The sequence below is a fragment of the Pseudomonas umsongensis genome, from assembly GCF_002236105.1.
Taxonomy (GTDB): Bacteria; Pseudomonadota; Gammaproteobacteria; order Pseudomonadales; family Pseudomonadaceae; genus Aquipseudomonas; species Aquipseudomonas umsongensis.
The window spans coordinates 1,935,931-1,955,667 of sequence record NZ_NIWU01000001.1 but is presented as its reverse complement, the minus strand read 5'-3'; the positions used below and the strand labels follow the sequence as shown (position 1 = coordinate 1,955,667).

Sequence of the window (19,737 nt, the reverse complement as noted above, 5' to 3'; positions counted from 1 at the left end):
ACGAGAGACCGACATGCTCGATTCCAAACTGTTACGTAGCAACCTTCAGGACGTAGCGGACCGCCTGGCATCCCGTGGCTTTACCCTGGATGTCGCGCGCATCGAAGCGCTGGAAGAACAGCGCAAGACCGTCCAGACCCGCACCGAAGCACTGCAGGCTGAACGTAACGCGCGCTCCAAATCCATCGGTCAAGCCAAGCAGCGCGGCGAAGACATCGCCCCGTTGATGGCAGACGTCGAGCGCATGGCGGGCGAGTTGAGTGCCGGTAAAACCGAGCTGGACTCGATCCAGACCGAGCTGGACTCGATCGTGCTCGGCATTCCCAACTTGCCACACGAATCGGTGCCGATTGGCGACGACGAAGACGGCAACGTCGAAGTGCGCCGCTGGGGCACGCCGACCGCGTTCGATTTCCCGGTACAGGACCACGTCGCCCTGGGCGAAAAATTTGGCTGGCTCGACTTCGAGACCGCTGCCAAGCTGTCCGGCGCTCGTTTCGCCCTGCTGCGCGGCCCGATCGCGCGCCTGCACCGCGCCCTGGCGCAGTTCATGATCAACCTGCACGTTACCGAGCACGGCTACGAAGAGGCCTACACGCCTTATCTGGTTCAGGCTCCGGCGCTGCAGGGCACTGGTCAACTGCCGAAGTTCGAAGAAGATCTGTTCAAGATCGCGCGCGAAGGCGAAGCCGACCTGTACCTGATCCCGACCGCCGAAGTGTCGCTGACCAACATTGTCGCCGGCGAAATCGTCGATTCGAAACTGCTGCCGATCAAGTTCGTTGCCCACACGCCGTGCTTCCGCAGTGAAGCCGGTGCGTCGGGTCGCGATACCCGCGGCATGATCCGCCAGCATCAGTTCGACAAGGTCGAGATGGTCCAGATCGTCGAGCCGTCGACTTCGATGGAAGCGCTTGAGGGCCTGACCGCCAACGCCGAGAAAGTCCTGCAACTGCTGGAGTTGCCTTACCGCACCATCGCGCTGTGCACCGGCGACATGGGCTTCAGCGCGGTCAAGACCTACGACCTGGAAGTGTGGATTCCGAGCCAGGACAAATATCGTGAAATCTCGTCGTGCTCCAACTGCGGCGATTTCCAGGCCCGTCGTATGCAAGCGCGTTTCCGTAACCCGGAAACCGGCAAGCCGGAACTGGTACACACCCTGAACGGTTCCGGCCTGGCGGTCGGTCGTACCCTGGTGGCGGTGCTGGAAAACTACCAGCAGGCCGACGGTTCGATCCGTGTGCCTGAGGTGCTCAAGCCGTACATGGGTGGCCTTGAGGTCATCGGCTAAATGAACTATCTGCCGCTGTTCCATAACCTTCGCGGCAGTCGTGTGTTGGTCGTCGGCGGGGGGGAAGTTGCCTTGCGCAAATCCCGCCTGCTGGCCGATGCCGGTGCGCTGCTGCGGGTGGTCGCACCTGAAATCGAAACCCAGTTGCGCGAGCTGGTCAGCGCCAGCGCTGGCGAGTGCCTGACGCGCGGTTACCTCGAGTCGGACCTGGACGGTTGTGCGCTGATCATTGCGGCCACCGACGACGAAACGCTCAATGCACAGGTGTCTGCCGATGCCCATCGGCGTTGCGTGCCGGTCAATGTGGTGGACGCGCCGGCCTTGTGCAGCGTGATCTTCCCGGCCATTGTCGACCGTTCGCCGCTGATCATTGCCGTGTCCAGCGGTGGCGACGCGCCGGTGCTGGCGCGATTGATCCGCGCCAAGATCGAAACCTGGATTCCTTCGACCTATGGTCAACTGGCTGGTCTGGCGGCACGTTTCCGTCACCAGGTGAAAAAGCTGTTCCCGGACGTGCAGCAACGTCGTGCGTTCTGGGAAGACGTGTTCCAGGGTCCGATTGCCGACCGGCAACTGGCCGGGCAGGGCGGGGAAGCCGAGCGATTGCTGCAGGCGAAGATTGCTGGAGAGGCGCCGGTAGCCACCGGTGAGGTGTATCTGGTGGGCGCCGGTCCCGGTGATCCGGACCTGCTGACGTTCCGCGCCTTGCGCCTGATGCAGCAAGCCGACGTGGTGTTGTACGACCGCTTGGTGGCACCAGCGATTATCGAGTTGTGCCGTCGTGATGCCGAGCGCGTGTATGTCGGCAAGCGCCGCGCCGATCACGCCGTGCCGCAGGACCAGATCAACCAGCAACTGGTCGACCTGGCGAAGCAAGGCAAGCGTGTGGTGCGGTTGAAGGGCGGCGATCCGTTCATCTTCGGGCGTGGCGGTGAAGAGATCGAAGAATTGGCGGCCCATGGCATCCCGTTCCAGGTCGTACCGGGCATCACGGCGGCCAGCGGTTGTGCTGCTTATGCCGGGATTCCGCTGACCCACCGCGATTACGCGCAGTCGGTGCGGTTCATCACCGGTCACCTGAAGGACGGCTCCACCGATCTACCGTGGGCCGACCTGGTCGCGCCGGCGCAGACCCTGGTGTTCTACATGGGGCTGGTGGGCTTGCCGATCATCTGCGAGCAGTTGATCAAGCATGGTCGCGGTGCGGATACCCCGGCGGCGTTGATCCAGCAGGGCACTACGGTCAATCAGCGGGTGTTTACCGGCACTCTGGCGGACCTGCCACGGCTGGTGGCGGAGCATGAAGTGCATGCGCCGACGCTGGTGATCGTGGGAGAAGTGGTGCAACTGCGCGAGAAACTGGCGTGGTTTGAAGGGGCTCAGGCGCAAGTCTGAATCTCTGCAACCGATCGTTCCCACGCTCTGCGTGGGAATGCCGCCAGGGACGCTCTGCGTTCCGCTTCTAACGCTGTGACGCGGAGCGTCACGGGATGCATTCCCACGCGGAGCATGGGAACGATCAGCTTTCAGGCCCTGCGCCAAACCCCTTTCCCGCTCAGCCGCTCCCGATCATGGGCCGTGGTGAAATCCTGCTGCGGCCCTTTCGGCACGATCCCCGTCGGGTTGATGGTCTTGTGGCTGCCGTAGTAGTGATGCTTGATATGGGTGAAATCCACCGTCTCGGCAATCCCTGGCCACTGGTAAATCTCCCGCAGCCAATTCGACAGGTTCGGATAGTCGGCAATGCGTCGCAGGTTGCACTTGAAGTGACCGTAATAGACCGCGTCGAATCGAATCAGCGTAGTGAACAGGCGGATGTCCGCTTCAGTCAGGTACTCGCCGGTCAGGTAGCGATTGGCACTTAACAGCTGCTCCAGGCGATCCAGTTCTGCGAACAGTTCATCGAAGGCCTCCTCATAGGCGGTTTGCGAGGTAGCAAACCCAGCGCGGTATACGCCGTTGTTCACGGCCGGATAGATTCGCTCGTTCAGCGCGTCGATCTCGCCACGCAGCGGTGCCGGATAGAAATCCAGGTCATTGCCGGTCAGTTCATCGAAGGCGCCATTGAACATGCGGATGATTTCCGCCGATTCATTGTTGACGATGCGTTTCTGTTGTTTGTCCCAAAGCACCGGCACCGTGACGCGGCCGGTGTAGTCGGCGGTGTCGGCGGTGTAGCGCTGGTGCATGAAGTCAAAGTGATCGAGTTTGTCGCCGGTGGAGCCGTGGGACTTGTCGAACGTCCAACCGTTCTCCAGCATCAGGTAGCTGACCACCGACACGTCGATGAGGCTTTCCAAGCCCTTGAGTTTGCGCAGGATCAGCGTGCGATGGGCCCAGGGACAGGCGAGCGACACGTAGAGGTGATAGCGCCCTGGCGTAGCGGCGAAACCACCGACACCACTGGGGCCCGGTTGGCCGTCAGCGGTGACCCAGTTGCGACGTTGCGCCTGTTCGCGCTGGAACGTGCCGTCCTTGCTTTCGTACCACTTGTCCTGCCAGCGACCTTCAACTAACAAACCCATGTCCAAGTCTCCTCAATCGATAAGCGTTGGAGAGGAGTCTAAGCTCATAGGTTCGATAAAAAAGCGCAAATATTAATGGGTTATGATCGATTAAATCGATTTGTCCCGCGCATCCCAGTACTGTTGGGCAGTCTCGAACGCCTGCTCGCGGCTATGGCCGAGGCCGCGCAGCGCCAGGGCCATGGTCGAGATCAGGGCCATTTGCGGGTAGCTGTCCACCACTTCGCCGCGCCATACCGCCTTGAGGTGCGCCGGTTCCAGGCTGGCGGGTTTGACGTGGCGCTGGCTCGACAGTTGCGGCCACTCCTCATCCCAGCTCTCGCCGCCGGTGGTGCCGTACAAGTGGCTGTCGGCGTCGGGGTTGATCTCGATCTCGCCGCCATCGCCCTTGACCACGATCGCAGTGTCGCCGAGCAAGCCGCTGGCATCGCGATGCACTGCCTGATAGCCGGGGTGGAAGATGCTTTGCAGGCCGCAACGGGCGCCCAACGGATTGAGAATGCGCGCCAGGGAGTGGATCGGCGAGCGCAGGCCGAGGGTGTTGCGCAGGTCGATCATGCGCTGCAGTTGCGGCGCCCAATCCACCAACGGCATGAAGGCCAGGCCGCCGTTGTCCAGCGCTGTGCCGACCTGCTGCCAGTCGCGGCACAACGGGATGTTCAGTTCATCGAGCAGTTGTTCGCTGTAGAGTCGACCGGCGGTGTGCGCGCCGCCACCGTGCATGAACACCCGCACACCGTTCTGCGCCAGGCACTTGGCGGCCAGCAGGTACCACGGCAGATGACGCTTCTTGCCGGCATAGGTCGGCCAGTCGAGGTCGACCGCCAGTGCCGGCGCTTGCAAGCGCTCGCGCAGGGCCTCGGTAAAACCGGCCATTTCCTGCGCGCTTTCTTCCTTGTGGCGCAACAGCATCAGGAACGCGCCGAGCTGGGTGTCCTCGACTTGGTCGTCAAGCACCATGCCCATGGCGGCGCGGGCTTCTTCACGCGTCAGGTCACGGGCACCACGCTTGCCTTTGCCGAGGATGCGCACGAATTGGGCGAACGGGTGCTCGGCGGGCGTTTCGAGGGTCAACGCTGGGTAGTCGGTCATAGGCAATTCGTCGGTTTGGGCAGGCCCGCCAGTTTCGCGGCGAGTTTGGCAGGGGTGCCTTTGAACAGTCGGTTCAGGTGCAGGCTGTTGCCTTTGTCCGGGCCGAGTTTCAATGCGGTGTACTTGATCAGCGGCCGGGTCGCCGGCGACAGCTGGAATTCGGCGTAGAAGCTGCGCAACAGTTCGAGGATTTCCCAGTGCTCCGGGCTCAACTCGATGTCTTCGGCGGCGGCCAGGGCACTGGCGACGTCTGCCGACCAGTCACTGAGCTCCAGCAGAAAACCGTCCTTGTCCAGCTCGATGGCGCGCGCGCCGACCGTCAATACATTCATAACCAGCTGTTGACCTTGGCGTGGTGGATCGACAGTTCGACGAAGGCCGGATAATCGACAGCCGTAGCCCAACCCGGAACTTCGATAGCCCGGGCCTGGGCATCTTCGGCCAGCACGTAGAGGGCCAGGCCGCGCGCACTCAGCGCCGTGAAAGGGGCGCTGCCCGGCTGCAGGGCATAGGCGGCGTCACCGCACAGCAGCAATGCGTCGTTGGCGCCGATTATGCGCAGGCAGCTGTTCAGGCGGTCGTCGCCGAACGGGGAATGAGACAACACATGCAAAGTCGACATCAGAGGGTGATCACCTGGTCGTAATGGTCAATGAGTGCGGTGATTTCGTGGGCGGCCAACACGCGGGCTTCCTCCAGTGCCAGGGCACCTGGGTCCAGGCCACGTTCGGCAGCGCTGTCGGCACAGACAAACAGTTCTTCGACGCCGAACATCGGCAGCGCCTGCAGGTTGGCGCTCAGGTCTTTCTGTTGCAGGGCCTTGGCGTGCTGATGAGGGGCGAGCTGGAACACGCCGTCGTCGAGAAACAGCAGGCCGATCGGCAGATCGAAGGCGCCTCCCGCCAGCACGATGTCCAGCGCTTCGCGTGCGCCTGGACCGGACCAGGGCGACTGGCGGCTGATGATCAGCAAGGACTTGGCCATTTCACGCACCTCCGAAGCAGATCAGGCGGTCGGCATCCTGCACGGCGTCATGCAACTGCCCCAGCCCGGACAATTCCCACGGCGCGCCGACGGCGACAGCCTCGCGCTGATAGCGCCTGGCTTCCTCCTCGTTCAACACGCCACGGCGCAAGGCGGCGGCGATGCACACCACGCCATCGAGTTGGTTTTCGCTGACGAAGGTGCGCCATTGCCGGGGCACATCCAGCTCGTCCTGGGGTGTGACCACGCTGCCGGACGCGTTGTAAACGCCATCCTGGTAGAAAAACAGCCGGACAATCTCATGCCCGCCGGCAAGCAGCGCCTGGGCGAACAGCAAGGCGCGGCGCGAAGAGGGCGCATGGGCGGCGGAAAATACGGCGATGGCGAACTTCATGGCGGACTCGATCAGCGAAACTGCGGCCATGATAAAGCTTTATCGGCGCAGGGGCTAAATCGATGTTACCGGTGTGGGCCCCTTCGCGAGCAGGCTCGCTCCCACAGGGATTTGTGTGATGGCAAAGTTCACAGCTGCACCGCAAAACCTGTGGGAGCGAGCCTGCTCGCGAAGAGGCCCGCACAGGCAGCAAAAAAATCAGCGCGGCATGTAGCCCAACTGCCAACGCCGCGGGATCTTCAGTGACAGCACTCCCAGCGCAGCCGCCAGCAGGCCGCTGGCAAACAGCGCCTTGAGCCCGAAATGATGTTCCAGCACGGCACCGAGTACCGCGCCGGCGAACATGCCGGTCCAGGGGATCAGTTGCACGCGCCAACCGTTGCGGCGCTCGCCGAGCATCCAGCGCCCCAGTCCGCGGCCAAAGCGCGACAGGGCTCCGGTCACATAGGTCAGGCCGACCGGCAGGCCGTTGACCTCTTCCACGGCGGCATTGAGCATGCCCATGGCGATGATGGCTGCCAGCAGGGCAGGCAATTGCGAGTCATAGGGCCAGGCCGCTGCGGCGCACAGCGGGGCGGCAATGCACAACAGCAAGGGCAGTGACCGGCGCCTGCTCAGGCGGCTGACGATAATGCCCAGCGCATTGCCAAAGATGAAGGTGGCGATGAGGATCACCAGGCGCAGGGTCAACCCAAGGTCGCCGGCACTGATGGCGACGGCCATCCGGGTGGTATTGCCGCTCATGAACGAGACGAAATCGCCACTGGCCATGAAACCGATCGCGTCAGTCATGCCGGCCAGCACCGAAAGCATGGCCACCAGGCTCAGGCCGATGCGCCCACGCCATTTCTGCGTGTGCAGGTGTCCGGGGCTGGCGTGGGTCTTCGAGGCGGTGGGCAGCATCGATGCAGTGATCCTCAGCAAAGGTTACGGTTGTATCCCGTACAGGTCGCAATACTCCAGCCAGTCCATGCCGGCCATTTGCGCGACTTCCCGGTGCACTTCCAGGCGCTGGGCCTGATAGTCCTCAGGAGTGGCGGCGGTCAATTGCAGTGTCAGCTCCCAGGCAAACAAACCCAGGCGCTCGGCTTCGGCTTCAAAGGCCTCGTGTAAACGATCATCGCGAAACTGCGCGAGGGTCTCGCCCTTGGCCTGGGCCAGCAGCGGGTTGAGGTGGTCGAGCTCGATGCGCAGTTCGGGACGTTGGTCGAGAAACTTTTCCAGCGCCAGTTCGTGTTGTTGCTCGGGTGCCGCCATGGTCGCTCCTTGAGTACGAATTACGAAGACTGCTTCTTGCTGGCCTTGGCCGCTGCCGCCAGACATTCGAGTGCAAACTGCTCGGTATAGGTCATCTGGATCGGCGTGGTTTCACCCTTGACGGTTCTTTCGCCCTCAAGGATGTAACGAATGCGCTTGTCGGTGACGCCGATTCGCTTGGCGATCCAGGACGGTGTCTGACCGATCTGGCTGATCAGCTTGTCGGCATATTCAGTGGTCGGTTTGTAAAACTCGGCGTTGGGTGTCATGGGGCGTCCAGTGAAAGGTGTAATACAGCGCTATTGGCTCGACAGGGTGCGCGAATCGTCACGCGATGTCGCGGTTTTAATGAAGTAAAGCAGAACGATACGCCCTGCCGCGGTGATACAGTCCGCTTTTTCCTCATGAGTGAATGCAATGCGAATTCTGATGGTGGCGCTGGCCGCTACCTTGCTGGCGGGATGCGCGGGCTCGGCGATGAACGATGCTCGTACCAAGGCCCCGTACAAGACCTTGAACTCCGACAAGCCGGCCAAGGACGTCGCCCAGTGCGTGCAGTATTCCTGGCAGGACGAAGCGGTGTTCGGCGTTGATGCTGCGGCGTACCTGGAGCCGGGAGCGAAGGGGAGCACCACCGTCTATACCCGCTCGGCCGAGTCGTTCGTCGACGTGACCACCGATGCCTCGGGCACCGTATTGAGTTACTACGCTCAGCAAGACGACTTCGTCGCCAAGCGCCGCTTGGCGGCACTGGCCACCTGCCTCTGATCTGATGGGTTGATGCATGCCCTGTAGGAGCTGCCGCAGGCTGCGATCTTTTGATCTTGTTTTTTCTCGATCTCAAGTCCGTCGAAGATCAAAAGATCGCAGCCTGCGGCAGCTCCTACAGGGATTCGCGTTGTGATCAGTAGTCCAGGCGCTTCTGGAAGAAGAAGTGCTTGTACCCCGGCGGGTAGTCGGCGATATGCCCAATCTCGCTGTAGCCGCATTTCCTGTAGAACTCCGGTGCCTGGAATTCAAAGGTATCGAGCCACATTCCCACGCATTTTTTCTCCCGCGCCAGGTCTTCGGCCATCTGCATCAGCTTCGTGCCCATGCCCTGTCCCCGGGCCTGCTCCGGCACCGATAGCAGGTCGATGAACATCCACTGGTAGAACAACCTGGCGTAAAGGCCACCAAGGATCACATCGTTTTCGTCACGTACCAGCAGGGCGATATGCTCGGGTACGGCGCCGTCGGCCTTCGAGGCATTGTAGGCGCGCAGCGGCATCAGGATGGCCTGGCGCTCTTCTTCCGTGGGGGTGGGCGAGAACTCTATCCGCAGGTTCATGGCAATGTCCTTATGGCAGTGAATCGGCAGCCTATCGTGGTTGCCGCCATAGTTCCATGACCCTCAGCCAGTGGAACCGTCGCCAGTGCGCGGAGGTCACTTGTTGTGACGCGCCATTCCCGAGTGCGACTGATGAGGACATTCCGTGAATATTTTCGAAGCCTTGCGCGAAAGCCACGAGCGCCAGCGTACCTACGCCAAAGCCCTGATCCGCACCAGCGGCGATACCCCTGAGCGCGTCGACGCATACAAGCAGCTCAAGTCAGAACTGCAGGCTCACGAAACCGCTGAAGAACGGCATTTCTACATCCCGCTGATGGAATTCGACAATGGCGTAGACCTCAGTCGCCACGCGATCTCCGAGCACCACGAGATGGATGAGATGATGGAAGAACTGGACAGCACCGAGATGTCCAGCCCGGCCTGGCTGGCGACGGCGAAGAAATTGTCCGAGAAGGTCCATCACCACCTTGAAGAAGAGGAGCAGAAGTTCTTCCAGATGGCGGGCAAGTTGCTTGACGACAAGCAGAAAGAGTCGCTGGCGACGCAGTATCAAAAGGAATACAAGGCGCAGCTTTCTACACCGGCGTGATGTAGTCCTGTAGGAGCTGCCGCAGGCTGCGATCTTTTGACTTTGCTTTTTAAACAACAAGATCAAAAGATCGCAGCCTGCGGCAGCTCCTACAAGATCAAAAGCCCGGGAGGCGCGCGGTTTCGGGCCATTGGCCGCCTTCCAGCGTGAGCAACGTCTGCTTCGCCTCCAGCCCCCCGGCAAACCCGGTCAATTTCCCCGACGCGCCAATCACCCGATGACAGGGCGCGATGATCGAAATCGGATTCCTGCCATTCGCCGCACCCACTGCCCGCACCGCGCTCGGGTGGCCGATCTGCTCGGCGATCTGGCTGTAGCTGCGGGTCTGGCCAAAGGGAATGGTCAACAAGGCCCTCCAGACCTTCTTCTGAAATTCCGTCCCGGCAAAATCAAGGTCGAGCTCGAACGCCTGGCGTGTGCCCGCGAAGTATTCGCGCAACTGTTGCGCAGTGCGCATCAGGACCGGGTTGTCCGGCGCTTCATCCATCGGGCCGAGGCGCACCCGGCCTGGTTTGTCATTTTCCCAGAGGATGGCCGCCAGACGGCAATCGTTCGCTACCAGCTTCAACTCGCCGACGGGTGATGCCAAGGTGATGTAGGTGTAGGTCATGCCGCACGCATCGCCGAATTGCTGAACAGGTGTTAAGCATACTGCCTCGCCGGGGAGGCGCAATATGCAATCCCGACCATACTGCCTACTGCTCTTGAAGCGTTTTCCTACTTTAAAACAAAAAGAGACCGACTCATGAAGTACGAACCTTTTGCCAAATCGCTGATTGCGACCTCGTTGGCGCTCAGCTGCCTGATGGCCCATGCGGCCTCTGTGGCCCCGGTCGCGGCTGAAAACGGCATGGTGGTCACCGCCCAGCATTTGGCCAGTCATGTGGGCGTGGATGTGCTGAAGAACGGCGGCAATGCGGTCGACGCCGCTGTCGCAGTGGGTTACGCGCTGGCGGTGGTGTATCCCGCGGCCGGTAACCTGGGGGGTGGCGGTTTCATGACCATTCAACTCGCCGACGGTCGTAAGACCTTCCTCGACTTCCGTGAAAAAGCCCCGCTGGCCGCTACCGCCGACATGTACCTGGACAAGGCGGGCAACGTCGTCCCCGACCTGAGCACCCGCGGACACTTGGCCGTCGGGGTGCCGGGCACCGTGTCCGGCATGGAGCTGGCGCTGTCCAAATACGGCACCAAGCCGCGCAAGGAAGTGATCGCCCCGGCGATCAAGCTGGCGGAAGACGGCTTCGTGATGGAGCAGGGCGATGTCGAGTTGCTGGAGTACGCCACCGACGTGTTCAAGAAGGACATCAAGGATTCCGGCGCGATCTTCCTGAGCAATGGCGAGCCGATGCAGGTCGGCCAGAAACTGGTACAGAAAGACCTCGGCAAAACCCTGCGGGAAATCTCCGAGAAAGGCGCCGACGGTTTCTACAAGGGCTGGGTGGCCGACGCCATCGTCACCTCCAGCCAAGCCAACAAGGGCATCATCACCCAGGCCGACCTCGACAAGTACAAGACGCGCGAGTTGGCACCCATCGAGTGTGACTATCGCGGCTACCATGTGGTCTCGGCACCGCCACCGAGCTCCGGCGGGGTGGTGATCTGCCAGATCATGAACATCCTCGAAGGCTATCCGATGAAGGACCTGGGCTACCACTCGGCCCAGGGCATGCACTACCAGATCGAAGCGATGCGCCACGCCTATGTGGACCGCAACAGCTACCTGGGCGACCCGGACTTCGTGAAAAACCCGATCGCGCATTTACTCGACAAAAACTACGCGACCAAGCTGCGCGAAGCCATCCAGCCGCAAAAGGCCGGCATCTCCAAGGATCTCAAGCCCGGCGTGGCGCCCCATGAGGGCAGCAACACCACCCATTACTCCATCGTCGACAAATGGGGCAACGCGGTATCGGTGACCTACACCCTCAACGACTGGTTCGGTGCCGGGGTCATGGCCAGCAAGACCGGGGTCATCCTCAACGACGAAATGGATGATTTCACCTCGAAAGTCGGCGTACCGAACATGTACGGCCTGGTGCAGGGCGAGGCCAATGCCATCGCGCCCGGCAAGGCGCCGTTGTCGTCCATGAGCCCAACCATCGTCACCAAGGACGGCAAAGTGGTAATGGTGGTCGGCACCCCCGGTGGCAGCCGCATCATCACCGCGACCCTGCTGACCATGCTCAACGTGATCGACTACGGCATGAACATCCAGGAAGCGGTCGATGCGCCGCGTTTCCACCAGCAATGGCTGCCGGAGGAAACCAACCTGGAGACCTTCACCACCAGTCCCGACACGGTGAAGATCCTCGAAAGCTGGGGCCACAAGTTTGCCGGTCCCCAGGACGCCAACCACCTGGCAGCAATCCTGGTAGGGGCTCCGTCGCTGGAGGGCAAGCCGGTGGGCAAGAACCGTTTCTACGGGGCCAACGATCCACGGCGTAATACCGGGTTGTCGCTGGGTTACTGATGGTTGTGTTTGAATGGGGGGCGCACGCGTCCCCTGATTTTTCAACTCATCAAGGAAGGTACCATGACCACCGCACTGTTAATCATCGACGTCCAGCAGGCCCTGTGCTCCGGCGAGTACGAGTGCTTCGAGATCCAGCGCGTCATTGAAACGATCAATGGCCTGAGTGCCCGGGCGAGAAAAGCCGGCGTGGCAGTGGTGCTGATCCAGCACGAAGAAGAGGGCGACCTGTTGAAGCATGGCGCTCCAGGCTGGCAATTGGCGCAAGGGCTGCACACTGCGCCCGAGGATCATCGCGTACGTAAAACCACCGGTGATTCGTTCTATCAGACCAACCTGCAGAAACTGGTGCCGGTGCAAGACTACGATCGCCTGGTCATCTGCGGCCTGCAAACCGATTACTGCGTGAATGCAACCCTGCGCCAGGCGCATCAACTGGGTTACGACGTGGTGTTGGCCGCCGACGCGCATTCCACTGTCGACAATGGCAAAACCACGGCCGAAGACATCATTGCCGAACACAACAAGGATTGGGCCGACCTGAGCAGTTCGGTGGCGCGGATCGACGTGGTCCCTGCCGCTGAAATCCGCTTCTGATAACACCACCCCCCTGTAGGAGCGAGCCTGCTCGCGATGGACGTTAACGATAACGCTGGAAACCTGACACCCCGAGGCGCTCTGAAGTCCATCGCGAGCAGGCTCGCTCCTACAAGGGTGCGCTGAAGATATCGATCAGCTCATTGAGGAACGCACTGACCAGCTCCCGCTGCCGCGCCGAATGCCGCACCGCTGCGTGAAAGCCGACCTCGTAGCGCAGCAATTGCGGATTGAGCGGATGCAGCTGCCCGAGCTGTTCATGCCGGGCCGCATAATGCTGCGGCAGGAAGCCCAGGTGTTGGCCGGACAGGATCAGCAGGGCCGCTCCGTCCATGCTGTCAGTGAGCACGGTCAAGCGTTCGATCGAGGTCGGCGCCGGCATTTCCGGCAAGGGATGGCTGGGCCAGACCCAGTCATGCTGGCTGACATCCTCGCGCGTCAGCGCACCCACCTGCTCGAACAGCGGGTGTGACGGCGCGCAGTAGGCGATCTGGGTTTCCTGGAACAACGGGAAGTAGTCGATATTGGGCAAGCGATGCCAAAAATAACCGATCGCCAGATCAATATGGCCGTTGATGATTTTCTCTTCCAGCAGCGATGAAGACAGTTCGGTGAAGTGAAAGTACAGCCCCTCGTGCCGAGCCCTCAGGCGGGCAATGGCCAAGCCGATTTTCTTGTTCGCTACCGGGTCGATCTGCCCCAGCAGGCCGACGTTGATGTTGCCCGAGACTTTGCGGTTGATGTGCTGCACTTCAACCCTGAAGCCCTCGGCGGCAGCCAGCAAGCGTCGCGCTGCCTCGACGAACTGACCACCCTTGGGCGTTACGGAAAATCCGCCGCGACCGCGTTCGCACAGGCGAAAACCCACCCGTGCCTCCAGCGTCGCCAGTTGTGCGCTGATAGTCGGTTGCGTGGTATTGAGGGCTGTTTGCGCCGCCGAGATCCCGCCAGCCTCGACCACCGTGAGAAATACCCGGATCAGGCGCAGATCCAGCTCCGTTACAGTTCCCAGCATGGGGGCTCCCGATACTCGATTACATTGACGCCGATCTATGTGAACAGTGCGCCTTGGATATTTTATCGCTGCGGCCAACGCCATACATTGCAGGGAAACCAGGGTCTTCGTCAGCTTTTTCTGGAGTTTTGCCAGATCTGGACGTCGAATCGACCACTGCGCTCAAAATAAAAACAATCTACTGCATAGGAACTATCGTATGTCAGGATCCCCACTTTCTGCGCACGCCACCGAGGCGGGCGGCGGGTTGGCCATCGAAGGCCACTCGATCGATTACATCCCGGAAAACGAACGTCACGCCAAACTCAGCAGCCAGGGGCCGTTCTGGTTTCTCGGCAACTTCCACTTCTTCACCATCTCCATCGGTTTCGTCGGCCCCAGCCTGGGCTTGTCGGCGCTGTGGACCCTGCTGGCCGGTGCGCTGGGCATCATGTTCGGCACGATCTTCATGGCTTTCCACGGCTCGCAAGGGCCGGAAATGGGCCTGCCGCAGATGATCCAGTCCCGTGCCCAGTTCGGCTATCGCGGGGTGATCCTGGCGCTGATGGCGACAATGTTTGTGTTCGTCGGTTTCAACGTGGTGAACGTCTCGCTGATCATGAACGGGCTGGAGCATGTGTTCGGCATCGACCCGACCATCGTCGCCGTGACCGTGGTACTGATCGGCGCACTGCTGTCGATCTTCGGCCACGACCTGATGCACAAAGCCTTCAAGTGGGCGCTGCTGGCGACGCTGCCGTTGTATGCCCTGGTGACCATCGCCCTGATGTTCGGCGCGGGTTCCGAGGGCGTCACGCCGGCCAGCGACCTCGGCTTCAGCTGGATCGCCTTCGCTACCCTGTTCGCCATTGGTGCCAGCTACAACATTTCCTATGCACCCTATGTCTCCGACTATTCGCGCTACCTGCCGAAAAACACCAGCCGGCCGAAACTGATCGCGGCGATATTCATCGGCGCGTCGCTGTCGGGCAGCTGGATGATCGGCCTCGGTGCCTGGCTCGCCCAGGAACTGAAAGCGGTGGATGCGCTGGTGGCATTGAACCAGGTAGGTTCCTCGATGATTCCCGGGCTGGGCAATCTGTTGGTGGTGGTGTCGGTGGCGGGCTTCCTGCCGATCATTGCGCTGAACACCTACAGCGCCATGCTGACGCTGCTGACCGGCGTCGATTCGATCAGCAAGATCACCCCGACACCTCGCGCCCGTGTGCTGTCGATCAGTGCCATCAGCATCATCCTGCTGACCTGCGTGCTGTCGATCAAGGGTGACGGCATCGCGCTGCTGAACACCTTCCTCGTGTTGCTGTTGTACTTCCTCGTGCCTTGGACCGCCGTCAACCTGGTGGACTATTTCTTCGTGCGCAAGGGCGGCTACGCGATCCCGCATTTTTTCACGCCGAAGGGCATCTACGGCGCGTGGCAGTTTCGCGGCATCGTGGCCTACCTGATCGGCTTTGCCGCCATGGTGCCGTTCTTCTACATCTACGATGCCGCCGCCAGCAAGGAAGTCTTCGTCGGTCCTATGGCACGGGTGCTGGAAGGCGTGGACATCGCCTGGCTGGTGGGCCTGCTGGTTTCGGGCCTGACCTATTACCTGCTCAGCCGCTCCCTCGACCTGGCCGCCGAGCGCCGGGTCATCGAGGCGATCAGTGAAAACGAGATTATCGCCATGACCCATTCATCCACGGAGTCGGTGCGTTGAACACGGCAAAGAATATCCGGGTCGCCTGCTGCCAATTGGCGCCGAAAATCGGCGACCTCGCGTACAACCGCACGCTCACCGAACGCGCGATCCGTTCGGCGGCCCTGCAGGGTGCCCAGGTGGTGGTGTTGCCGGAGCTGGTGCAGAGCGGCTACCTGTTTGCCGACCGCGCGGAAGCACTGGCCCTCGCGGAAACCGCCGAGGGGCCGACCTTGCGCCTGTGGCAGGCGCTGGCCAGTGATTTGAACATGGTCATCGTCGGTGGATTCTGCGAGCGTCTGGCCGGGGATGAGCTGGCCAACAGCGCGGCACTGATCGATACCCGGGGTTTGCGCGCGGTGTACCGCAAGGCGCACCTGTGGGATGCGGAGAAAGAAGTTTTCACAGCCGGCACTGCCGCACCGCCGGTGATCGAAACGGTCCACGGGCGCATCGGCATGCTGATCTGCTACGACCTGGAGTTCCCCGAATGGGTGCGCCTGCCGGCGCTGGCCGGTGCCGACCTGCTCTGTGCGCCGGTCAACTGGCCCGACGGCCCGCGACCGCAATCCGAGCGCCCGGCGGAAGTCTTGCGGGTGCAGGCCAATGCCTCGGTCAACCGCATGTTCATCGCCGCCTGTGACCGTCATGGTGTTGAGCGCGGGGTGAGTTGGGTGCAAGGTTCGGTGATCGTCGACGCCGACGGTTATCCGGTGGCCGGTCCGGCGGAGCAGGGTGGCGAGCAGATGCTGCTGGCCAACCTGAACCTGGCCGAGGCCCGCAACAAGCGCATCAGCGAGCGCAATGACCTGCACCGGGACCGCCGGCCGCAGCTGTATGGCTTGAGCAGTGAAGTGAAGTGACGTTTGGCCCAGAGGTTGCCGAAATCCCAAGACCTGAATAAGATACATCCGCAATAATGTCCCGCAGGAGCCGGCCCGCCGTGTTCCTGCGACACGCGTTTTTCCATCCCACACACAACGCTCTACTTTCAGCAGGGGGCAGCCTTTCATGGATGTTCTCGCACTGATCGAGCAATACCTGTCCAGGTGGGTATTTATACCTGTCAGCAACCAGTTCCTCGGGCTCTTCGACCTCAATGGCCGTCTCTGCGTCGCCTTTCTTTTCATCTCCTACTCCGTTGCCTACGGCCTGTTCCGCTGGCGCCGAGCTCGCGGGCTGACGGACGCGCACAGCTTCTGGCAGTTCATCGGCGGCAACCGTGTGCATTTTCATCCCTCGGCGCTGCTCGATTACCGCTACTACTTCGTGCGCGCGATCCTCAAGGTCGTGCTGGTGGTGCCCATCGTCGGGCTAGTGGACCCCTATGTGTTGCGTTCCGGTGACTACATCCGCTTTTTCACTCAGCTGTGGGGTGCACGGGTGCAGGTCGAGGAGCACTTGGTCCTGACCTTGCTCTATGGCCTGGGTGTGTTCCTGCTGCAGGACTTCATCCATTACTGGGCCCACCGCGCTTACCATTCGCGCTACCTGTGGGCGTTCCACAAAGTCCATCATTCGGCGACGGTGCTGGTCCCGGCCACGGCCAGTCGGGTGCATTTCCTCGAGAAAGTGGTCGAGCGGTTGACTGACCTCGTGTTCATCAGCGCCTTTGCCGGACTCTTCTGGTACGCCTGTGGCGGGGAGATCAGCCGCTATACGCTGTTCGGCGTGACCTACATGGTGTTCATCCTCAATGCCTTGGCGGCCAATCTGCGCCATAGTCATGTCTGGCTGTCCTTCGGGCCTGTGGTCGAGCATGTGCTGAACAGCCCGGCCCAGCACCAGGTCCACCACAGCGATGCGCCGCGGCACTTCAACAAGAACTTCGGGGTCAACCTGTCACTCTGGGACTGGATGTTCGGCACGCTGTACGTCACCCAAACGCAACCGGAGCCCATCCGCTTCGGCACCTGCGAAGCGGATCATGGCCGTTACCTGACCGTCTACAGCCTGATCATCACGCCCTTTGTCGAAACGCTGGGCAAGATCCGCCTGGCCAGGCGCTCGCTTGCGGTCAGCGCGCAGGCAGGTTCCAGCGTTCGCGCAACTGCTCGTACTGCGTCTCGGGCAGTTGCACCAGCAGCGGGGACTGGCGTGGGTCCAGCCAACTGAGCAGGCGTGCGATATCCATTGGGTCCATCGCGGTGCAGCCCCGCGTCGGTAGTGTGGGGCCACGCCAGATGTGGAAGAAGATGCAGGAACCGGCGGCGGGGGATGCGGGTGTGTTGTGCTCGATGAAAATGCCCTGGCGGTACAAGTCATCATGGCGACGCATGCGTTCAGAGCTGTTCCAGTCTTGGGCCATCGTGGCGCCGTCGACCAATTCGTTGTAATGAGCGGACCGGCTGTCATCCACGCATTCGATGGTCGAGGTCAGTGCGAGGTAGGGCAGGCGGGTTTCACTTGAAGCGTCGTAGCCAAAAGCGCTGCCGAGTTTGAACATCCCGGCGGGTGCCTTTCCATCGCCTTCCTGTTTCACCGGCCCCTGAAGTTGCCCGGTGTCGAGCAGTCCCTTGCCCCAGCCCATGCCATTTTTTCCCAGCACGACGGCAAACGGCGCTTCGACTTTCTGGAAGCTGTCCCCGTGCCGTTCATAACGCTGGGCGCTGCCCTGGATGTCGTCCCAGTGCTTGCTGGTGACCACGATCAACTGGCCACTACCGTCGAGCCCTTGGGCCATTGCGGCACAGGGCAGCAACAGGATCAGCAACGCGCAGATTCTGCCAAGGCTGTTCATGGTGCCAGCGGGGTGATGGGGAAGTTCATGACGGTGTTCAATGTCGCATCCCGGGTATAGGTGAAGTGCCACCACTCGGCGGAGTAACCGGTGAATCCCTCCTGCGCCATGGCGCGGGTCAGTCGCTGGCGATTTTCCATGGCCGTCGCCGTGATCGACGTCGAATCGGTATGGGCGCGCTCGTCGAAGCAATCAAAACCGGTGCCCATGTCGACTGCGCCGTCGTGCCAACGCTGCCCATAAGGCGCCGTGCAATCGACTGGCGTGGCAGATGGCGTCCAGGTGTCGGCGGGCAGGGCGTCCGGTCCCGTCATGCTCAGGTCGACGGTGCTGCCTTTGGAGTGATTCGATACGCGCGCCACATAGCCCAGGCGCCAGAAGTCTTGCTTATCCACCCGTGGATAGAATTCGGCCTTAAGCGGATCGCCCGGCTCAGTGGCGAAGCGCCCCATGTCCGCGACCGCGCGACTGGGGCGATAGCAATCGAACACCTTCAGGCCATAGCCTTGCGCCCGCAGTGCCGTTTGTACCCGGGCGAGGGCTTTGGCGGCATCCTGCGACAGCAAGCACTCGGGCGCTTCATAACCCTCGAGCGGGTGCCCGGTGAAGTTGTGGGCGCTGGCATAACGAATGTCCTGTTCGATACCCGGATCGATCGTGCGTAAATACACCATGTGCTCGGGCCGGGGCTCGGCAGCGGCGACACCCGATAAGGCGAGGCTGAGGAGCGGGAGCAATGTTTGAACGACAAATGGCATCGGGTCGGGCCTGCGTAATGGCATGACAAGTCACTTCATCATGGCTTGAAATCGGCGGCACCTCCATGAAGTTGTTGATCGGCGTGATAGGACGAGCGCACCAATGGCCCGGACGCGACGTTCTTGAAGCCCATGCGTGCGCCTTCCTCGGCGAACCAGGCAAACACGTCCGGGTGCACGAAACGCTGGACCGGCAAGTGGCTGCGCGACGGTTGCAGGTATTGGCCGAGGGTGAGCATGTCGACATCGTGCTCGCGCAGGCGCTGCATGACGTCGATCACTTCTTCGTCGGTTTCTCCCAGGCCCAGCATCAGCCCGGATTTGGTGGGGACCTGTGGTACCCGCTGCTTGAAGTTTTGCAGCAGATCCAGCGACCACTCGAAATCCGAGCCGGGTCGTGCGGCCTTGTACAGGCGCGGAACGGTTTCCAGGTTGTGGTTGAACACATCGGGCGGCTCAAGGGCGGTGATCGCCAGGGCGACGTCCATCCGTCCGCGATAGTCCGGCACCAGGGTTTCCAGTTGAATGCCCGGCGATAGCTTGCGGATTTCGCGCAGGCAGTCGACGAAGTGTTGGGCGCCGCCATCGCGCAAGTCGTCGCGGTCCACCGAGGTGATCACCACGTATTTGAGGCGCAGTTCAGCGATGGCCACGGCGAGGTTGGTCGGCTCATCCACATCCAGCGGCTTCGGGCGCCCGTGGCCGACATCGCAGAACGGGCAGCGACGGGTGCAGATGTCACCCATGATCATGAATGTCGCAGTCCCCCCGGAAAAACACTCGCCCAGGTTCGGGCACGAGGCTTCTTCGCAGACGCTGTGCAGCTTGTGTTTACGCAGCAATTGCTTGATCCGGTCGACCTCGGGGGAGGCCGGCATGCGTACCCGGATCCAGTCGGGTTTGCGCGGGAGGTCCTCGGTGGGGATGATTTTCACTGGAATCCGCGCGACTTTTTCCGCGCCGCGCAGTTTTGTGCCGACTTGCACTGTGTTCATAGATGCTCCCAAG

At 61.5% G+C, this 19,737-nt stretch carries 24 protein-coding genes; 9 read left to right on the top strand and 15 right to left on the bottom strand.

The annotated features are described in order from the left end of the window. The first annotated feature begins 13 nt into the window (after nt 1-13). A complete protein-coding gene (gene serS, locus PSUM_RS08870) occupies nt 14-1,294 on the top strand; it encodes a serine--tRNA ligase (protein WP_083349381.1) in 1,281 nt (426 codons plus the stop codon). Beyond that, entirely contained in the window at nt 1,295-2,689 is a 1,395-nt protein-coding gene (gene cysG / locus PSUM_RS08865; RefSeq protein WP_083349380.1) for a siroheme synthase CysG, read from the top strand. Between the two features lie 131 nt (nt 2,690-2,820). Here cysG and PSUM_RS08860 read toward each other — a convergent pair whose 3' ends face one another. The 9 genes from PSUM_RS08860 to PSUM_RS08820 all read right to left on the bottom strand — a co-directional run bounded on the left by PSUM_RS08860 (nt 2,821) and on the right by PSUM_RS08820 (nt 7,815). Further along, nucleotides 2,821-3,819: a glutathione S-transferase family protein gene (locus PSUM_RS08860; RefSeq protein WP_033042494.1), complete on the bottom strand. Its 999-nt coding sequence runs from the start codon at nt 3,817-3,819 to the stop codon at nt 2,821-2,823. Between the two features lie 90 nt (nt 3,820-3,909). Beyond that, the gene (locus PSUM_RS08855; RefSeq protein WP_033042491.1) at nt 3,910-4,911 is read right to left on the bottom strand and encodes a glycosyl transferase family protein; all 1,002 of its coding nucleotides are present in this window, start codon (nt 4,909-4,911) and stop codon (nt 3,910-3,912) included. Next, on the bottom strand, nt 4,908-5,243 hold the full coding sequence (locus PSUM_RS08850) for a TusE/DsrC/DsvC family sulfur relay protein (protein ID WP_008062047.1): 336 nt from the start codon (nt 5,241-5,243) through the stop codon (nt 4,908-4,910). The genes PSUM_RS08855 and PSUM_RS08850 overlap by 4 nt, the downstream gene beginning before the upstream one ends. Next, nucleotides 5,240-5,533, bottom strand: coding sequence for a sulfurtransferase complex subunit TusB (gene tusB / locus PSUM_RS08845; protein WP_020799593.1), 294 nt, complete (start codon nt 5,531-5,533; stop codon nt 5,240-5,242). The genes PSUM_RS08850 and tusB overlap by 4 nt, the downstream gene beginning before the upstream one ends. Further along, nucleotides 5,533-5,895 (bottom strand): sulfurtransferase complex subunit TusC, encoded by a 363-nt coding sequence (gene tusC / locus PSUM_RS08840; protein WP_020799592.1) that lies wholly within the window; start codon nt 5,893-5,895, stop codon nt 5,533-5,535. Before tusC ends, tusB begins: the two co-directional genes overlap by 1 nt. Nucleotide 5,896: 1 nt before the next feature. Next, entirely contained in the window at nt 5,897-6,289 is a 393-nt protein-coding gene (gene tusD, locus PSUM_RS08835; RefSeq protein ID WP_033042497.1) for a sulfurtransferase complex subunit TusD, read from the bottom strand. A 198-nt stretch (nt 6,290-6,487) separates the two neighbouring features. Beyond that, nucleotides 6,488-7,192 carry a YoaK family protein gene (locus PSUM_RS08830; RefSeq protein WP_083349379.1) on the bottom strand — a complete coding sequence of 235 codons (705 nt, stop codon included), beginning with the start codon at nt 7,190-7,192 and terminating at the stop codon, nt 6,488-6,490. Between the two features lie 24 nt (nt 7,193-7,216). Further along, the gene (locus PSUM_RS08825) at nt 7,217-7,546 is read right to left on the bottom strand and encodes a DUF6388 family protein (RefSeq protein WP_083349378.1); all 330 of its coding nucleotides are present in this window, start codon (nt 7,544-7,546) and stop codon (nt 7,217-7,219) included. Nucleotides 7,547-7,566: 20 nt separating this feature from the next. Further along, a complete protein-coding gene (locus tag PSUM_RS08820) occupies nt 7,567-7,815 on the bottom strand; it encodes a hypothetical protein (RefSeq protein WP_020799588.1) in 249 nt (82 codons plus the stop codon). A 148-nt stretch (nt 7,816-7,963) separates the two neighbouring features. Here PSUM_RS08820 and PSUM_RS08810 point away from each other — a divergent pair, with 148 nt between their 5' ends. Continuing rightward, nucleotides 7,964-8,314 (top strand): hypothetical protein, encoded by a 351-nt coding sequence (locus PSUM_RS08810; protein WP_020799587.1) that lies wholly within the window; start codon nt 7,964-7,966, stop codon nt 8,312-8,314. A 136-nt stretch (nt 8,315-8,450) separates the two neighbouring features. Here the strand turns inward: PSUM_RS08810 and PSUM_RS08805 are convergent, their stop codons facing one another. Continuing rightward, nucleotides 8,451-8,876: a GNAT family N-acetyltransferase gene (locus PSUM_RS08805; RefSeq protein ID WP_020799586.1), complete on the bottom strand. Its 426-nt coding sequence runs from the start codon at nt 8,874-8,876 to the stop codon at nt 8,451-8,453. A gap of 145 nt (nt 8,877-9,021) precedes the next feature. Here PSUM_RS08805 and PSUM_RS08800 point away from each other — a divergent pair, with 145 nt between their 5' ends. Then, nucleotides 9,022-9,468, top strand: a complete 447-nt coding sequence (locus PSUM_RS08800) for a hemerythrin domain-containing protein (protein ID WP_033042600.1) — start codon at nt 9,022-9,024, stop codon at nt 9,466-9,468. A gap of 97 nt (nt 9,469-9,565) precedes the next feature. Here PSUM_RS08800 and PSUM_RS08795 read toward each other — a convergent pair whose 3' ends face one another. Then, nucleotides 9,566-10,078: a methylated-DNA--[protein]-cysteine S-methyltransferase gene (locus PSUM_RS08795; protein WP_033044616.1), complete on the bottom strand. Its 513-nt coding sequence runs from the start codon at nt 10,076-10,078 to the stop codon at nt 9,566-9,568. Between the two features lie 135 nt (nt 10,079-10,213). On the opposite strand from PSUM_RS08795, the gene ggt reads away from it, so the two are divergent. After that, a complete protein-coding gene (gene ggt / locus PSUM_RS08790) occupies nt 10,214-11,941 on the top strand; it encodes a gamma-glutamyltransferase (RefSeq protein ID WP_083349377.1) in 1,728 nt (575 codons plus the stop codon). A 63-nt stretch (nt 11,942-12,004) separates the two neighbouring features. Beyond that, complete coding sequence (locus PSUM_RS08785) at nt 12,005-12,538, top strand: cysteine hydrolase family protein (protein WP_033044615.1); 534 nt, start codon at nt 12,005-12,007, stop codon at nt 12,536-12,538. A gap of 109 nt (nt 12,539-12,647) precedes the next feature. On the opposite strand, the gene PSUM_RS08780 is transcribed toward PSUM_RS08785, so the two are convergent. After that, nucleotides 12,648-13,553 (bottom strand): LysR family transcriptional regulator, encoded by a 906-nt coding sequence (locus PSUM_RS08780; RefSeq protein ID WP_020799581.1) that lies wholly within the window; start codon nt 13,551-13,553, stop codon nt 12,648-12,650. A 199-nt stretch (nt 13,554-13,752) separates the two neighbouring features. On the opposite strand from PSUM_RS08780, the gene PSUM_RS08775 reads away from it, so the two are divergent. From PSUM_RS08775 to PSUM_RS08765, 3 genes are all read left to right on the top strand, one after another. Further along, nucleotides 13,753-15,252: a purine-cytosine permease family protein gene (locus tag PSUM_RS08775; RefSeq protein ID WP_083349376.1), complete on the top strand. Its 1,500-nt coding sequence runs from the start codon at nt 13,753-13,755 to the stop codon at nt 15,250-15,252. Beyond that, on the top strand, nt 15,249-16,094 hold the full coding sequence (locus tag PSUM_RS08770; RefSeq protein WP_083349375.1) for a nitrilase-related carbon-nitrogen hydrolase: 846 nt from the start codon (nt 15,249-15,251) through the stop codon (nt 16,092-16,094). The genes PSUM_RS08775 and PSUM_RS08770 overlap by 4 nt, the downstream gene beginning before the upstream one ends. A 148-nt stretch (nt 16,095-16,242) precedes the next feature. Beyond that, nucleotides 16,243-17,346, top strand: a complete 1,104-nt coding sequence (locus tag PSUM_RS08765) for a sterol desaturase family protein (RefSeq protein ID WP_083349374.1) — start codon at nt 16,243-16,245, stop codon at nt 17,344-17,346. Here the strand turns inward: PSUM_RS08765 and PSUM_RS08760 are convergent. The 3 genes from PSUM_RS08760 to lipA are packed head-to-tail and all read right to left on the bottom strand — an operon-like array spanning nt 17,249 to nt 19,724. Further along, complete coding sequence (locus tag PSUM_RS08760; RefSeq protein WP_033043507.1) at nt 17,249-17,971, bottom strand: L,D-transpeptidase family protein; 723 nt, start codon at nt 17,969-17,971, stop codon at nt 17,249-17,251. The genes PSUM_RS08765 and PSUM_RS08760 overlap by 98 nt on opposite strands. Further along, the gene (locus tag PSUM_RS08755) at nt 17,968-18,729 is read right to left on the bottom strand and encodes a M15 family metallopeptidase (protein ID WP_042955683.1); all 762 of its coding nucleotides are present in this window, start codon (nt 18,727-18,729) and stop codon (nt 17,968-17,970) included. Before PSUM_RS08755 ends, PSUM_RS08760 begins: the two co-directional genes overlap by 4 nt. 38 nt (nt 18,730-18,767) lie before the next feature. Continuing rightward, nucleotides 18,768-19,724: a lipoyl synthase gene (gene lipA / locus PSUM_RS08750; protein ID WP_020799576.1), complete on the bottom strand. Its 957-nt coding sequence runs from the start codon at nt 19,722-19,724 to the stop codon at nt 18,768-18,770. Nucleotides 19,725-19,737: the final 13 nt, after the last annotated feature.

Bases quoted from the DNA above. Each gene is read 5' to 3' on its own strand.
- PSUM_RS08830 (WP_083349379.1), bottom strand. From the start codon at position 7,192: ATGCTGCCCACCGCCTCGAAGACCCACGCCAGCCCCGGACACCTGCAC.
- PSUM_RS08825 (WP_083349378.1), bottom strand. From the start codon at position 7,546: ATGGCGGCACCCGAGCAACAACACGAACTGGCGCTGGAAAAGTTTCTC.
- PSUM_RS08805 (WP_020799586.1), bottom strand. From the start codon at position 8,876: ATGAACCTGCGGATAGAGTTCTCGCCCACCCCCACGGAAGAAGAGCGC.
- ggt (WP_083349377.1), top strand. From the start codon at position 10,214: ATGAAGTACGAACCTTTTGCCAAATCGCTGATTGCGACCTCGTTGGCG.
- tusB (WP_020799593.1), bottom strand. From the start codon at position 5,533: ATGTCGACTTTGCATGTGTTGTCTCATTCCCCGTTCGGCGACGACCGC.
- tusC (WP_020799592.1), bottom strand. From the start codon at position 5,895: ATGGCCAAGTCCTTGCTGATCATCAGCCGCCAGTCGCCCTGGTCCGGT.
- PSUM_RS08795 (WP_033044616.1), bottom strand. From the start codon at position 10,078: ATGACCTACACCTACATCACCTTGGCATCACCCGTCGGCGAGTTGAAG.
- PSUM_RS08855 (WP_033042491.1), bottom strand. From the start codon at position 4,911: ATGACCGACTACCCAGCGTTGACCCTCGAAACGCCCGCCGAGCACCCG.
- PSUM_RS08780 (WP_020799581.1), bottom strand. From the start codon at position 13,553: ATGCTGGGAACTGTAACGGAGCTGGATCTGCGCCTGATCCGGGTATTT.
- PSUM_RS08765 (WP_083349374.1), top strand. From the start codon at position 16,243: ATGGATGTTCTCGCACTGATCGAGCAATACCTGTCCAGGTGGGTATTT.
- tusD (WP_033042497.1), bottom strand. From the start codon at position 6,289: ATGAAGTTCGCCATCGCCGTATTTTCCGCCGCCCATGCGCCCTCTTCG.
- PSUM_RS08860 (WP_033042494.1), bottom strand. From the start codon at position 3,819: ATGGGTTTGTTAGTTGAAGGTCGCTGGCAGGACAAGTGGTACGAAAGC.
- PSUM_RS08820 (WP_020799588.1), bottom strand. From the start codon at position 7,815: ATGACACCCAACGCCGAGTTTTACAAACCGACCACTGAATATGCCGAC.
- PSUM_RS08775 (WP_083349376.1), top strand. From the start codon at position 13,753: ATGTCAGGATCCCCACTTTCTGCGCACGCCACCGAGGCGGGCGGCGGG.
- PSUM_RS08760 (WP_033043507.1), bottom strand. From the start codon at position 17,971: ATGAACAGCCTTGGCAGAATCTGCGCGTTGCTGATCCTGTTGCTGCCC.
- cysG (WP_083349380.1), top strand. From the start codon at position 1,295: ATGAACTATCTGCCGCTGTTCCATAACCTTCGCGGCAGTCGTGTGTTG.
- PSUM_RS08850 (WP_008062047.1), bottom strand. From the start codon at position 5,243: ATGAATGTATTGACGGTCGGCGCGCGCGCCATCGAGCTGGACAAGGAC.
- PSUM_RS08810 (WP_020799587.1), top strand. From the start codon at position 7,964: ATGCGAATTCTGATGGTGGCGCTGGCCGCTACCTTGCTGGCGGGATGC.
- PSUM_RS08785 (WP_033044615.1), top strand. From the start codon at position 12,005: ATGACCACCGCACTGTTAATCATCGACGTCCAGCAGGCCCTGTGCTCC.
- serS (WP_083349381.1), top strand. From the start codon at position 14: ATGCTCGATTCCAAACTGTTACGTAGCAACCTTCAGGACGTAGCGGAC.
- PSUM_RS08755 (WP_042955683.1), bottom strand. From the start codon at position 18,729: ATGCCATTTGTCGTTCAAACATTGCTCCCGCTCCTCAGCCTCGCCTTA.
- lipA (WP_020799576.1), bottom strand. From the start codon at position 19,724: ATGAACACAGTGCAAGTCGGCACAAAACTGCGCGGCGCGGAAAAAGTC.